Origin of the sequence: Pseudoalteromonas lipolytica, assembly GCF_900116435.1 — a bacterium.
In the GTDB taxonomy this organism is placed as follows: Bacteria; Pseudomonadota; Gammaproteobacteria; order Enterobacterales; family Alteromonadaceae; genus Pseudoalteromonas; species Pseudoalteromonas lipolytica.
This window is the reverse complement of sequence record NZ_FPAZ01000002.1, coordinates 302,878-318,789: the sequence shown is the minus strand read 5'-3', so window position 1 is coordinate 318,789 and position 15,912 is coordinate 302,878. Positions and strand designations below refer to the sequence as shown.

Here is a 15,912-nt window from a genome sequence, read left to right as displayed (position 1 = left end):
AAATATTACTTGGCTTAGACTGAAAACTTTGTAAACAACAACGCGGAACTGGCTGTTATTTATTTTTAATGTAACTTGAGTTGAGGTACCTCTTCAACCAATTACCTTAAGAATAAATGTATAAGTTTTAGTATCCTGAGTGTTACGTTCATAACTCAGTCAAGTCAGTACTAACATTCTGCAACACATCGTTGTAGCCTTTTAGGACATTTTCTTTATGGATTAGATCTTGTTTGAGTTGTTCAACTTTTGTAACTAAATCCTTTGTTAAGCTAGGAACAAAGTTATTTTTCTCAATCACTAACTTCTCTAATATTAAGCGAATACACCGTTTTAGTTCGTCACTAATATCATTTAGTAATAGAGCAACAACTCTGGCTTGCTCTTTGCGCAATTGCTCTATTTCATCACCTTCAACTTGCTCAACAGTAAATTGTTGTCGTATTGTATTAATATGCGCATCAAGATCTAAACTAACTGCAGGAATCGTAATTCGTTCAACTGCATTGTTTAATGGCATTAAAACCATTTCGGGGTCAAAGTCATCATCCCCAAAATCAAACATCTCTCTAATTGATGCTTTTATATCCTGTTTAAATAAGCTTAATTGAATTGCATTTTCACTTACGTCATAAAGTGCTTTGCTTGTTTCTATAACAAATGACTCAAGCTTACTCACAGCATCATGAACACTTGCATAGGTGTAATTAACTGTGCGGTAATGAGTTGACGTAACTGTACGAGTTGAACCCCATGAGAATGGGTTGTACCATGATGAGTCACTCACTTCTCGGGATGTTGTATAGCTTTCTTCTCGCGAGCCTGATTGCGAATGAACTTGTTTTACCTGTATCGCATCTTGATTTATGTCAGTTAATAATCGCGTTAATGTTTTTTCAGCTTGAATACTGTATTTTTCAAAAACAATATTAACTTTAACTGTGCCAGCCTCTATGCGTTTAACAACTGCTTGTTGTTTTTTCGCTAAGCTTTCAACGTCGCCTTCAAGTAAGTTTTTACGCTTATAAGTTACGTCATCGGCAATTTGAGTTAGTTTTTGTTTAACCTCTCGTTTTGAGCCTATTAGCAGGTTATTAAAACGATCTGCCAATATCTGTTCTTTTTTCACCTTAACAGTATCTAACTTAGTTGTTACTCTTGTGAAGTTAGCAACTGCTGAAAACGTATTGGCATTAAATGTAAAATCATCAAACATACCGTTAAGAAGATTCAACGTATGCAACTCTTCTTCATTTAAAGATTGCTCTGGCTTTATGGCTAAATCGTAACAGCGAGATGAAATAAATATAGGCGGCAAAGCATTTTGTAAAGTGCTCATTAAGTGGCTTTGATTATTATCATCTTCAGTACTATGATGGGCTGAAAATTCATTACATACCTTATCTACATTACTCTTGGCCTGATTATTAAGTTTTGTAGTAATAGCCGGTAACGCCTCTTGAATAGACGGGTACTTATGGTACTCATCCAATAAGGCCCCATCAAACAGTGAACCAATTAGTACAATATCTTCAATACCTTTATTGGGAATATTTTGCGCCAGCAAGCTCATATCTGATTGGTCTAAAAATTGGCCGCTATTGCTGAGTACAAATACAACGTCACATTGACCTATAAACTCTTGTGTACGCCTACCACGGGAGATTATAGGGTCGTTCATTCCCGGTGTATCAACCACCTCAATATCGCGTAAAGACTCAATATTCAAATGCAGCTCAGTGCTTTTTACTATTGGTGTAAACTCGCCGCTGGCTCCCACATAGTTATTTAGTTTATCGACTAATTCATCATTATTATTTACTTCATCAAGCGATATGGTTGTATCTAAATACTGCGCAACGTTTAGTCCTGAACTTTTAACCATATTTAAAAGCTCAATACTGGCTTTTTCTTCATCAGATATAACAGGCTTAGCGGGTGAAGAAATAAAAACGCCCTGCTTTTGCGATATTGCCTTATTGGCTTGGTATTCTAGCAATGCGTTTTCGTAACTTGCTTGTTTAGTGAATGCTTTATCCGCTAAGTTTTTAACTTTATTCCACTCATTTTTGCTATAAAACTCAACCAGTGCTTTTGGCTGTTGAGCATAACAAATTTTAGTTAGCGCAGCCGTCATCGGTGTTGCTGCTTTTGGGAGTACGTCTTGGCCATTAAATAACAAACTATTTAAAAACGAAGATTTACCTCGTTTTATTTGGCCAATTATACCAATACGCAACAACCTATTTTCATTCTGTGTCTGTAGTGCGTCGTTTTTAAAATTACTAGCCAGTACCTGTAATTCAGCCAGTAATTTCTCATCTACTGAGCTACGATACAGCTCGTAACCTTTACTTATTTTTAATAAACTTAATGATTGCTCTTCAATCATTTTTTACTTCCTTTTATTGGCCTCATTAATCTAAATTGGCCTGAGACTAAAACTTCCCAAGGAGATAAATCACATAAATAATTAATATCACTCATTAATACCTCCCCCACACAACCTGTATTTATATAAAGCTGATCATCCAAACCTAGTACTATTTCATTCTGTAAAAAATAGTTACTGCTGTAAGGGAAGAATATTTTCTCTTCCGTTTGTATATTTTTTAAGGAAGCTGCCCATAATCTTGCACCATTGATACCCGATAAATATGATTGTTTCAGAGCGTAATCCTCTGCTTGAGCTATTTCAGCAGAAAAAATACTCCCGAGAATGACATTAAGTTCATCATAAGACTTACTTTCGTTAGAATTGTTTGAGTGTAGAGGGTGAAGAATTAAATCAAAGAAATCTTTAGAAAGCTCGCTCGAGACAACAATATTATCACCTGATATGTACTCTGCTTTTACGCTCAACGTATTACGTTCACTATCATAGACTAACAATAGATCTGACAAGTTGGCATAAAGTAATTCTTCTGCGTTTTTTACTATATAAATATCATTGTTCGATATACGTAGTTCGTGACGTTCAAGCTTTATTTGTAAAAATGGCAGGAGTAATTCATGGGTTAATAAATTTGGAATAAAATTAGTTGTAATTTCATACTTTATTTTATAATTTCCCTTTGTATAATTAAGCTCTTCCCACTCTAAATCATCTAGGTTAACTTTTTTCTTTATTACTTCAATTAATCTATTTCTTCTTATCTCAGCGGTTTCTGCCATTAACGCTTTATATTCAACTTCATGATAGGCGAGTAAGTGTTTAAAGTAATCGGGGGTTAATAAATGTGAGCTGAAATATAATGCACTTTCTTGCCAGTTACGGTTTTTAATATGGCAGAATAAATCAAAAATATCTTGTTGAGTGCCTTTTAGTATTTCAAGCTGGGTTGCCATTGCGTTTACTAAAGGCATTTCTTTTTCGTGCACTTGATTATCACGTCGGGTCATCATTAGCGCATCAAATAAAAACAATTGTGCTAATGGTTTACGCTGATAATAAGTAACAAATGCTTGAATAGTTGCTTTGTCTGGCGCTTTAGCAAAATCAACCACATCATCTAAAACAGAATTATCGAGTGAAAAAGAGTTTATTAGAATTTGCAAATACTCAACCTCAGTTTCATGAATGTTATTATCTACATTCATCACTAAACTGCCCTTCAATCCCTTGTTGCGCAATTGGGTGGTTTTCAAAAGCAGTTGGCACTTTTGTCGCTTCCATAAAAGTTGCAAGCATGTCTAAGTCAGTCATTATCAATGTCCAAATATGTTATTTAACTAAATAAAAGCCATGTTCTGTTAACATCTCTGACAAAGTAATTTTAGTAAACCTCCTATCTTTATCGTCGCAGATACCTGATTGTGTTCCATGCCCTCCAGAACAATGATTACAGTATCTAATTTCTACTTGGTCGCCCTTTATTTCATTTATAGCATTAGGGTGGCCCTGATTAGCAAAATAATGTCCTGAAGTAATAGCCGATACTTGAACTCCATCACATGTTGGTAAGTGACCTGCATTAGAAACGGCAACATCTATTGAGTCAGTTAAAATTAATAAATTATTTAAATCATTTTGCTCAATTAAGTAGTTAAGATTCGTATACCTTAGAAAAGCATGTAATATCTCTCCAGAACCGATGCTTTTCTGAGCATAGTCAAGGGAGCCTAGATAAAAAGCATTAGCTTCTTGTTCGTATTTAAAAAATGAATTAGAAAACTCAAATAGTACTTTTTCTTCAGGCTCTTGAACAAGATAGACCGTTTCTTTTGTAACCCTCAACTCCCCTCGATCTAACATTCTTTGAAGCCATGGCATTACAATAGAACATGATATAGAGCTAGCAATAGCTTTTAATAAAGTAATAGGCTCTTTCGTAATTAATGAAGCCTTTTGAGGTGTCCCCTCACATGCAAAAGTCCCCCACTCTAAAGAATCAACGAGCTTAGATTTCATTATATCCAATAATCTATTACTTCTTATCTCAGCGGTTTCTGTCATTAACGCATCAAACTCAACTTCATGATAGGCTAGCAGATGTTTAAAGTGATCGGGATTCAATAAATGGGAACTGAAATACAATGCGCTTTCTTGCCAGTTGCGGTTTTTAATATGGCAAAATAAATCGAATATATCTTGTTGAGTGCCTTTTAGTATTTCAAGCTGGTCGGCTATTTTGTCTACAACGGCCTTTTCTTTGTCTTCTACTTTGCCATCGCGGCGGGTCATCATGAGTGCGTCGAATAAAAACAACTGCGCAACCGGGCGACGGCGAAAAGTGCGGAAAAAAGCTTGGATGGTGTCTTTGTCTGGGGCCTTAGCAAACGTTACCATGTCATCAAGTGTTGACTCATCCAGGTTCATTGATTTTATAAGTATGCGAATATATTCTTTTTCAGTGTCATCAATATGGCCGTCTGCATTCATAACAAGTGCTAAACCATTTAAATATAATAATTTCTCTTCAATGGTAAAATCAGCCGCTGGATGACCTTCAAATGCATCAGCTTCTTTTGTTGCCTCATTTATAACGTCTAAAATATCAAAATCCATCTTACTTCCTTTTTTATTAAATAACTGTGTTACTAATTTAATTTCATTAACACGTATTTGTTGTTAAGTCTTTAATATGTATATAAATTTATATTTTATTATTAAAAGCTATGCCGAAGCTATATCGACTGTAATGCTCGCTTTTTTCTCGTTTACTATGTGAACTATCACACGCAGGCCTTCGCTAAAATAATCACCAATCATGGCAGCACCCAGCTGAGCTTTTATTTTTTGTCTAGTAATTATGATGTCGAAATCAGTTTGTACTTTCTCATCTATTTTAATGTGCACGCCCACTGCACTTAACTTAATTACTCGCCCTTGCAACGCGGTTATATCAGCAATAGCCGACAATTGTTTAATACTGCCTTGCACGAGCGCTTCAAATACTAATGACTGTTGGGGTACATTATCGTTACCAAGAGAGCAAGTCGTATTACTTGAACTCAATGCGACAGAGCTCGGCTGCATGGTTGTTTTTACATTGAGCAACTCACATAACTGCGTTATTTGCTTTTGTAATTGTTGCTGAATTTTAAGGGCAACTTGCTTTTGTGTGGCTAATGCATTCAACTGTGCTTTTGTTTTATTATTTATATCGTCTAAGTGTTGTTTGTTCTTATCGGATATAGTTTCAGCAAAAATAAGCTCTTTAATCGTGCCATTTGTTAAGCTAAGAATTTGACGACTAGACTCATAAAAATTTATATAGCTATTGAATATTTTTGCTGCTTGCCATGAAACAACTGAGCCATTTTTACCTTTACTCACTGTTTGTAATAAATCAGTTAGTACGGTTTTGGAGCTTGAAAACTCTTTATTTAACTGGGCTGAGTACCCTATTACGTCTAAAAAATTAATTTCGGCTCGTTGTAAATCTTGTTTTGCTGTATTAATAATTTGTTGTATTTGCGATTCTGGTTTTTTATCCGCTTTACTAATCACCACTAGTACAGGCTGAGTTAGCTCTAGGCTTTTTAAAAACTCAATATCCTGCTGCGGCACAGTGCCATTTTGTTGATCGACCAACCAAATTAAATAGTCTGCACTGCGCAAATGCTCCCGAGCAATGTTTTCGTCGGTATTGTTTTGTGTGTTAACTATATCATCGGCTTTGCTATAACCAGGGGTATCTAAAAACACAAGATTAGGGTATTTGAAGTCTTCTCGTTCAACTGATATTAGCTGTAGTAAATGGCTAAAAGTTACACCAAAACGCTCATTAAATGCATGACATATAGCTTTTAAAGCTTCTTCATCTATTACTGTTTCTTTACGATAGAAATTAAGCGCACTTATTGCATTGTGCTCACCCAACGACAAATAAGTAGGAATAGATGTAGTGGGCGTTGTGTCTGTTGGCAACAACGAGGGGCATCCTAACACAGAGTTTAAAAAGCGCGATTTACCTGCACTAAATGATCCTCCAACTGCAACGGTATAATATTTTTCGAGATGTGGAAAAGCAGCAATTTCATTTAACTTTTTTTCAAGCAGTAACAATTGAGCATACGTATAAGCCCCCGTAGTATTGTCGTCTTGTTTAGCAAGCAGTAAGAAGTCATGCTCAATCGTGTGTTTAATTTCGGCTAATAAACGGGCAACTGGTGTATTACTATCGCCATTAGCAATTAATTGAGCGCATAAGCTTAACCCTTTTTCGCTTTCGTATAGGTACTGATTAACCCCTTCTGCTCTTGTGTTTTGAGAGGACGCATGAGTTTGACCTGATTGCTCATTTGCATTTCTACTTACACTACTATTTTCATTATTATTTGTATCAATGTGGCCGTTCATTAAACTGTCAAAATCTAAATCAGTACTCACTAGCTACCTTCCTTTATAGCATTGGTTTTTATTTGTGCGGGTTGATGAGTTTGCTGAATTTGAATTAAAGCATTATCGAACTTTAACTGCTGCTCATTAAACGCTTCTTCGCTTTGCCGCAATCGTTGTTTGAGGTGCTCAATACTCTGGTTGAAGTCGATTTGCTCTTGCTCAAATGAGCTTAAAACAGCTTTTTTGATTTTTGATACCGCCGTATTGAGCTGTTGTGTGCAATGTTCTACAACCATATTTACGGCCTGAGGAATAACTTGCTCACGCACTTGTGACTCTATTTGTTGCTCGCGTTCTTCTGCGTTATCTTTTCGGCCCAGTAAGCCACCTATAATACCAGAGACAATACCACCTAAAGGGCCTAATATAACGGTAGCGACTCCTGCTGCTACCGCTGCATACGTTGCTGAAAAAGCTTCTTTTTGTTCTGCGGGTATATTAAGTGTAATTTGTATATCGCTATGTTGTTGCTCGCTTATGATATCGAGTTTTTTATCTAACTTTTGTAATTCTTGCTTTACTAAGTTATCAACACCTTGTTGTAATACGGGCCTTAATAAGTCATTTATTTTTTGTGATACTTGATTTGATTTTGCCACACTGACTAAAACTGATACCGATGAGCCTAAAACATGTTGAGAGCGTTGAATTAACTCCTCTTTTCCCAAGCTACATAGGTTATATTCAAGATCTTTAAGTGACGCTTGTAGCTTTTTTTCTACCGAGCTAAATGCACTTTGGGACTTATTTATTTTTTCTTGTAATTGGGTTTCATTTGACTGGCTAGATTTTTTTAAGCTATTTATAGAGCTGCTTATTTGCTTTGCTAGCTTAGCTATTTGCTGTGAATAACGCATACAAAGCAGTGTATCAAACTGATTTAATGCAGTGTCGACTGCATTTTCAAAATCAATTATGCTTTTGTTCTTCCCAATATTTTCGATATTACCAATAGTAATGTCACTCACTAAAGCTTCGGCCAGATAGGTTTGTAACTGACTCTTAACCTCTAATAGCTTACTACTTGTTAACCGCTCTGATTTAGACACAATGTGAGCAATATCTTTTTTATAATTAAAGTTAATTTCTTTCAGCTGGTCAATAGCCGTTGCATCAAAGGGTTTTTCTGAGGGTATTAAGTTTATAAAATAATCACCACGCTCCAAGTAGCAAGCGATCGCCTTGGAGTGGCCGGCATTATTTGATGCAAAACCCGGCATATCAACCAGTATTAAGTTAGGGCGATTTTTAAGCTTTTGGTTATTAATAAAAACCTGAATGTAGTATATATTCGCGTCAACTTTTAAGTTTTGCAACTCGCTTAATGCTTTACGCTCCCCCTGTCTATTATCAATATAATTAATTATTATATATTCCTCTTCGCTATAGCTTAGCTCAGTAGCAATCGAGGTTTCAGGGGTTATATCGCATTTAAGATAGTCTTGCCCTAAGTAATTATTAAGCAGTGAACTTTTGCCTGCTGAGAACTGGCCAATTACGGGCACGATAACTTTAAATTGTTCAATTTGCTTTCGTAAAAAGGCTAAATCATCTTTGATATTTTTATTGTTTAAAATATCATTATTAACGGTATTGTATGTCGTAATTTGACCTAACAATTGAGCTTGCATGGTTGAAAGCTCATTCGCAGTGAGTAAATTTATATTTTGCGTATTTGAGTAAGCAGGCTGTCTTTTATCATTACATTTTAGACTATGTAATAGCTCTAATCCTAGCTCGTAACCACTCAATTCATTATTGAGTGCTAAACCGAGTTGTTGCTCAACAGTTTGATTCACTTCTTCAGCGGTTGCGTCGTTTTGTGCATCACTTGTTATTTGCAGCCCTTTTAATAAAGGGTGAAACTGCTGGTGTTTAGGGTCCACAGGTAAAATAGCACTTGCTTCTATGTTTTTTAAAAATAACTTAGCTGAGCTTGGGTTAAATAAGCTGCACGGCGTTAATAATGTTCTATGTAAGCCAATATCATGCAATAAATTTGTGTAGCAACTAAGTTCACTGTTAGACCAATCGCGCCCTAAATCATTATAAAATCCAAGGGTTACACTAATTAATAATTCACTTGGCGGCAGTGTATTTAAACTGATGCACTTTGATTTAGTATTGTTGTACCAATTGTTTACTAATTGACTACGTTCTAGGTTCTCAATTCTATTTTCAAGTTGGTTAAATCTAACGTCACATTGATGTGCTAATGCTTCTATTCCTTGCTTCATTAAAGCAACCGATTGAAAAACATTTTGTTCAAGCTTTTTAACGCTACCATATAACACATTAACATGGTTCATCAGGTAGTTTGTTTTATTCGCAAGCGACACCATTGCTTCCATTGTTAGCGCTTGTTTATGATTAAGCTTTTGAATTAGTAATTGGCTTGAATAAATAGCGCGATTAAAATCATAGTTGATACCTGCTTGTAACTTGGCATTGCTACCAGTGACAGAGCCGAGCAACCGACTTACATGGCTTTGCTCTAACTGCGCGTTTATACGCCCTTCGGTAGAAGCAAGTGTAGTAATGGTATTAAAGGCCTGTTCAAGTAATTCATTAGAGTTATCAGCAAATTCGTCTATCAAGCTATCAACATTTTGATTTGCTATATCTCTTTCTTGCTGATTTAACGTATGGGCAAATTCGTTTAATACATCGTCTAATGAATCTGGAGGTGTAAGCTGCTTTGAATCTAAAGCTCTTTCATCACGCAACTGTTGGTTTACTAATATCTGATCATTGAATTGTTTGTTTGAGGCCGCAAACTCAAAAGCAGCCTGCATAAAGCGAGCTTCATCATCCATAAAGGGTTTAAACTGCTTAAGGATTTTGGCAGTATCGCTATAACCCAACTCAATAAGGTTAGCTGCATTTTCTTTGGTAAAATTAAGTGGTTCGATTAAGCCTGCGAAAGCTTGTGACGGGACTATGTTCCAAAAATTAACCGCTGAATATTGTTTACTTGCAGTAATAGTATCAGCTTGGCGATCTAAATAAATATTTATAATATGAGTACAGTTATGCTGTTCAACTAGTGGTTTATAAGGTGTATTGTTGCTATATGAAGGAAGTACGCCACCATCAACATAATTTGTACTATCTATTTCAACTGCTTTAAAAACAGCCGGGATTGCAGATGTTGCCAGTAGCCACTTCTGTTTGTCTTCAGCGCTTAATGTATTTAATTGAGGATAAACTAGCTCGCCATTTTTAGCGGTTAATGCACATAAATGCAGTGGCAAATTATCATTATCAATAGCGTTGCAAACATTACTTTGGTAGATAAGTTCAGCAAGTCCATCTTGTGAAAACGCACCTGCACCACCGATTAAAGAGCTAAGCGTCATTAATGCTTTTGGTGCAACACCCGGTAAATAAGCTCCAATCGCGAACTTAGAAACAGCCAAGGCAATATCTTCTGTTTTAAGTGTTAATACCTTACTTGGTGCAATATCAAGCCATAGTTGCTCAGCAGAGCTGTAATCACCAGCAGTAAATAAAGCAGCATTTAAACCACCAACAGAAGTACCTGCAACTGCTTCCACGTTTTTGGCTATACCAAACTCATTCAGTGCCTTCCATACACCTATTTGATAGGCGCCTTTACCGCCACCACCTGAAAAAACCAAACCTAGCTTTGTCATTTAAGTCCTTTTAATTTAAGTACAGATACCGATTAAGAATTAATAAATTTTTTCTTAAATATTCGAGCGTTCAAAAGCGCTCACCTCAATGACTCTCATATCTTTAAGGTTTAAATAATTATTACTACATTACCTCTAGCTTTTACTTTTACAAGCTTGCAATAACTCTTTAAGCATTTTAAAACGAGCACGTGCAAACTAAATAACATCGATTAGCTCTCGTCTAGCTACAAACAAAAAATTTACATACTCATACGCACTACATAAGTAAAGCTTAAGTACACGAATCAATCCGTAGTTGGTTTTTTATTGCCTCTAAACCAAATAAAATAAATTGCTAAGCAAAGGATAAAGGTCATGGAACCGTAAACCTTTGTAATGACCCAAGTTGAATTCCAGTCAACACCTAAAACATAATATAAAAAAGCTCTTAAAGAGAAGTTGAAAATAACGTAAATCACACCCCACTTAACCAAAAAGCTTAGAAGCTTTGCTTTTCGCTTTTTATATAATAACTCTGTTTCGGAGCATAGCCTTACAACTGCTAGCAAACTTGATAATAAAAATAGGCCCACAATAAGCGTTATAAATGTTACAAACCCTTTAAACTCATTAAATGAAATTTTGCCATTAGTACCAAACTCCAAATACAACAAAAAAAGAATAAAACTAATGATGAGGGCAAAATTTAAAACCCTAGATTTTTTTGGCATCAAACCAAAAGCGATTAGAACTGCTATAAAAATAACCACTGCAGCCATTAATGTTTATCCTCCAGTAACAAACTAGTCATATCACCTACTATTATTTGAATACTAGTTTTATACTCTCAAGTACACTTAAGTCTATGAGTTCAATGCGCACAGATTGACACTCTGGACAAACCTTTTTAATTGTATTTTCGAGTAAAGCATCCGACTTCGGAGCAACTATCTCATTCCAATTACAATCTTTGCAAACTTGCTTAAATGGCTGTGGCTTTTTTGGCATATAAATTACTTTTGTGAGATAAAAAGGCAATATAATTATTATCAGTGTGGTATTTCTCAGCATTTAGCAGCACCATTCTCATACTGCTAAATGCTTAACAACTAAAATTAAATTATTTTTTTAATTAGACTTATCCAAAATTCACCTTTTAGCAAATCTTCTTTATTAGCTGATTTTGTTTCTTTCTGTAATGTAGCTCTGATTTCATTGAATACTGACAGTAATTGCTCTTTATCATCAAAATCAATTTCATGACTTAATAAATAAGCGACCGCAGATAACATTGCTGCAGTGACACTAGCTGCTATCACTGCGGCGGCAAGATCGATAACTCCAGTTGGCGGAAGGAATGATTTAGTTAAAAGGAACAAATTCATTCCAACCTGCTCAGCAGCAAACGTTCCAATAAGTGAAATTGCATTTGATTTGCTTATTATCTCGCCAGTATATAAATAGCCCAAAGAGCCAATAGCTACCACTTGAATCCCAATAAGGTACGCAGCACTACCTGGAATAAATGCAGCACCTGCTCCTGAAGCCGTAGCCGTTGAAATGATTGCTAGAGCCTTTTTGCTTTTATCTTTCAATTCCTTCGCAAGTAATAGGTCTTTGCCTTTCTTAGCTAAAAAATCTAAAACATCATCCCTTACTGCATCAATTCCTTGTAAAGTTTTAGGGCGACCATAATTATCGACCTCTATATCGTACTCTTGTCCCCTAAATGTTTCTTTATCTTTAGGATCATAACCACGAGATACTACAGGGTATATTTTTTGTTCACTTGAAAGACCTAGTTGCTCTTTCCATTGTTCAATCACATGAGGTAAGTTTTCTTTAGAAAAGTTGTCTGCTTTATTTAAAACAATAAAAACTTCCGATGAGTTCTTAAGTAAATCATCGTAATGCCCCTTCTGAGATTTATCTGCTGAACCTGAAAGGACTAAAATACCAACATCTACCCCTTCATCTAGCATTTTTAAAGTTTCAGCTGAATTTTCACTTTTAATATCATCTAAACCAGGAGTATCTGCTATAGAGATATTCTCACCTAACTTTTCAAACTTTACCTTGGTGGTCTCGCCAGACTTCGCATTTACCTCGAATAAAACGTCGTCCATTTCTCTATCAAAAAATGCATTTAAAAAGGAGCTTTTCCCGGCACTCACCTTACCTAATACCAATACATTTAGCGGAGATTCAAGCTTAACTTTCCACTCAAGATACATCTCATCTACTTTTTCATCGATGCTTTTCTCATTATAATTTTCCATGCTCTATCCTTTTTTAGCCTAAGGTCTAATTAAATACTTCAACCCTATTAGTTGATGTGTATAAATAATAATATTTTTCTCTTTGTTAAAAATTTCGCAAGCTTGTGAATCAAACTCCTTTTACAACCCCATTGATGCCATTAATTCATGCTCGTTGACTGCTTCAGGCGTAACCACGGCATCTCTGAGCATCGTTTTCTTTGCAAGTAGCTTATCTAAATTTACATCAAATGAGTCATACTCTGGGTGTAGAAGACAAGGTAAGTGAATAAAAACAGGCTTTTTTTGCCCTATACGATACACACGATCTGTCGCTTGTGCTTCCTTTGCTGGGTTCCAGTGGCGCTCTAAATGCACTACATGGTTTGCGCCAATAACAGTTAAACCTACCCCTGCAGCAACAGGTGACATAATGATAATGTTAAAGCCGTCTTTTGCTTCAAAGTCAGTAATCATCCCCTTACGGGATAACTGATCTTTATTAGTTTTCATCGCTTTACTATCGCCATTAATAACATGAATATTAAGCTCATAAATTTTATCTAGGCATATCTTAAGAACAGCTTGAAGTTTTTTAGTTGTTGCAAAAATTATTACTTTCTCTTGTCTGCTTTTTATATCGGATAATATATCTAACAGCATGCGTAACTTTTCAGACTCTTGTAAATTACGCTGAGCATCTTTTGCATTATTAGGTGGCTTTTTAAAAACCTCGTCAAGCCTAGGGTGTAAACTAACAGCCCTTAATTGCTGTAATACCGTTAAGGCATGTCCACCACCCTGCTCTTTTGCTTTTTCTGCTCTGTAATCTTCTACAACTTGGTTATAGCCAAGTAGTTGGCCACCGGTCATATTACGAGCAAGCTCTGGTGTAAATGCCATATTTTCAGCCAAGTCTTTATGAATGCCTGTTTTAATTGTTTTAGTAGGCATTCCCGTTAGCTCGTCTTCCTTGGTTCGACGTAACATAAACTGGCCTGTAGCATTACGTAAATCGTTACCAATTTCTAAACGCACTTCTGCTTTTTCTTCCTCATTAGCACTGCTTATTGGCTTAATCCACCGCTCTCTAAAATAGCCCCAATCGCCTAATAGCCCAGGTTGTGCTGTATCCATTAAACACCAAAACTCACTTAAACTATTTTCAACGGGTGTACCTGTTGCTAATAACTTGAAATCAGCTTTTAAACCTTTAGCTGCACGGGTAGCTTGCGTATTAGGGTTTTTAATATTTTGAGCTTCATCAAATACCACAACCCCCCAATCAATTACACATAGTGAAAACTGATAATCTCGAAGTGTTTGGTATGTAGTAATAACAACACGTCTATCCATGTCCAAGCGTTTTGTAGCTGCATCAGCCCCAACGTGTAAAGCGTAACGAATAGATTCATGATCTGCATGAGAGTCATTTATAACTGAGGTCAGCTGCATCGACTCTCTTTCAGCACCTTTAACCCTAAACTCTTTTAGATCTCTTGCTGACTGTAATACTTTGATATCTCTAAATGGCGACTTATTAAAGGTAGCACCAACCTCTTGTTCCCAGTTTTCCAATAAGCTAAGTGGAGCAACTATTAATATAGGCTTTTCTAGTTTGTTATTTTGCCTTTGCATTTCCATGTACTCAGCCATCATTACTAGCGTCATATATGTTTTACCTAGCCCCATATCATCCGCTAACAAAGCCCCCTGTACTCGATACATATCATCATAGTTATCCAACTGCGCTGATTTAAGTAACGACAACATCCAACTAATGCCTGATTCTTGGTGTGGAAAAGGAGTTCTCGCTAAATTACTCCTGTCAAAGCTAATACCTTTATCAAGCTGCGAAACTTTATTAACTATATCTTTATTATGTTCTTCGGTGTCTTTAAGTAATAAAGAAACTTGTTCTGTTTTAACCGGCAAATCATCAGTATCAGATATGTTATTTTCATCGGGTAGGTTTGCTAAATTTTCTCTTACCTCTGCGAGTGTTTCAGTTACTCGCTGCTCATCGCGTATATCAATTGACTCATCATCAACAAGAACACTATCGGCATTTTGACCTTTAGCTTGCTGATAGCTTTGTTCAAACGATACAACATCTTCCTCACACTCTAGTAGCTTAACCAAGCGCTCTGGTGGTTCACTTTCTGCATTTGTCGAAAACCAGCCATTACTGCCATCGCTGTCTTGACCAAAGGGAATGTGTACCATTTTACCAATACCAGCTACTCTGAGAGAAAATCCAAGATCGAGGTTTAAAACAGATGCATCTAAAAAAGCTGAAGGTGTTTTAATAAATTCAGCAACTTTATGTGCAGGAATAGTTCTATTTTGCAGTACTTCTTTAACAGCTTGCTTTTTATCGTCAGTAAGTAAAACAATGCGGTCTTTTATTCGCATTACTTGCCCATCGCCCTGGAGCTGAGCTAAACGATTCTGCACGTCTTCAGGTGATGAACCATCACCAAAGCTTGGGCTAAGCTCTAAACTACCATCGGCCCTTTGGTTTGCAGTTACTGTGATGTTTTCTGGTTGTACCAAATCAAACTTATCAAAATGTTTTAAATCTAGCTTTAATCCATCTTTAACAGCTTGCTGTAACTTAGCGACAACCAACACATTATTTAATTCATTGCGTTCATCAGGTTTAAGCGAAGAATGCTCTTCTACGGCTAACACAGCATTAAGCTGCTCTGGCGTCATTAAATACTGAGTTTGTTCACTAAAAAAAAGTGTAGGGCCTTTTCTTTTTACTGGATATTTTTGCTGCTCAAATTTTGCAAATAACTGCAGGTTAAAACTACATTTAGTTGTTCTACCTTGAATATCAATGTCAAAGTCGTTATTAAAAAAAGGCGGTAGCCCTAAAACGCCTGCATCTTCTGGGTCTAATAAACATGCTTGCTCACTGTCTAATCTAAAGCCATTAGGTAGTGTTTCAGCTATATCTCTTTCTTCAAGCATTTTAAGGACAACATGTTGAATAAGCTGCTGCCCTCCCCCCTCACCTTTGTTCAGGCAATGGAATGACGCCTCATCAGTGGCAAAATTAACGCCATACGAGTCATACACTAAAGAATACTGTTCATCTACTAAAGAACTATTTTTATTGTTTGGCAAAAGCCCTTTTATCAAACTAACAAGTGACATATTT

The 15,912-nt window shown here is 36.2% G+C and carries 8 protein-coding genes; all 8 read right to left on the bottom strand.

The window, feature by feature from the left end:
• Nucleotides 1-148: 148 nt before the first annotated feature.
• Nucleotides 149-2,392, bottom strand: coding sequence for a dynamin family protein (locus BM378_RS02870; protein WP_074988557.1), 2,244 nt, complete (start codon nucleotides 2,390-2,392; stop codon nucleotides 149-151).
• Complete coding sequence (locus tag BM378_RS02865) at nucleotides 2,389-3,603, bottom strand: hypothetical protein (RefSeq protein WP_143104560.1); 1,215 nt, start codon at nucleotides 3,601-3,603, stop codon at nucleotides 2,389-2,391. Before BM378_RS02865 ends, BM378_RS02870 begins: the two co-directional genes overlap by 4 nt.
• A 121-nt stretch (nucleotides 3,604-3,724) precedes the next feature.
• Nucleotides 3,725-5,008 carry a TerB family tellurite resistance protein gene (locus BM378_RS02860; protein WP_074988555.1) on the bottom strand — a complete coding sequence of 428 codons (1,284 nt, stop codon included), beginning with the start codon at nucleotides 5,006-5,008 and terminating at the stop codon, nucleotides 3,725-3,727.
• Between the two features lie 108 nt (nucleotides 5,009-5,116).
• Nucleotides 5,117-6,835 carry a dynamin family protein gene (locus BM378_RS02855; RefSeq protein ID WP_074988554.1) on the bottom strand — a complete coding sequence of 573 codons (1,719 nt, stop codon included), beginning with the start codon at nucleotides 6,833-6,835 and terminating at the stop codon, nucleotides 5,117-5,119.
• Nucleotides 6,835-10,503, bottom strand: a complete 3,669-nt coding sequence (locus BM378_RS02850; protein WP_074988553.1) for a patatin-like phospholipase family protein — start codon at nucleotides 10,501-10,503, stop codon at nucleotides 6,835-6,837. Before BM378_RS02850 ends, BM378_RS02855 begins: the two co-directional genes overlap by 1 nt.
• 287 nt (nucleotides 10,504-10,790) lie before the next feature.
• A complete protein-coding gene (locus tag BM378_RS02845; RefSeq protein WP_074988552.1) occupies nucleotides 10,791-11,264 on the bottom strand; it encodes a hypothetical protein in 474 nt (157 codons plus the stop codon).
• Between the two features lie 336 nt (nucleotides 11,265-11,600).
• Nucleotides 11,601-12,764 (bottom strand): GTPase, encoded by a 1,164-nt coding sequence (locus BM378_RS02835; protein WP_074988551.1) that lies wholly within the window; start codon nucleotides 12,762-12,764, stop codon nucleotides 11,601-11,603.
• Between the two features lie 120 nt (nucleotides 12,765-12,884).
• Nucleotides 12,885-15,908, bottom strand: a complete 3,024-nt coding sequence (locus BM378_RS02830; RefSeq protein ID WP_074988550.1) for a DEAD/DEAH box helicase — start codon at nucleotides 15,906-15,908, stop codon at nucleotides 12,885-12,887.
• Nucleotides 15,909-15,912 lie beyond the last annotated feature (4 nt).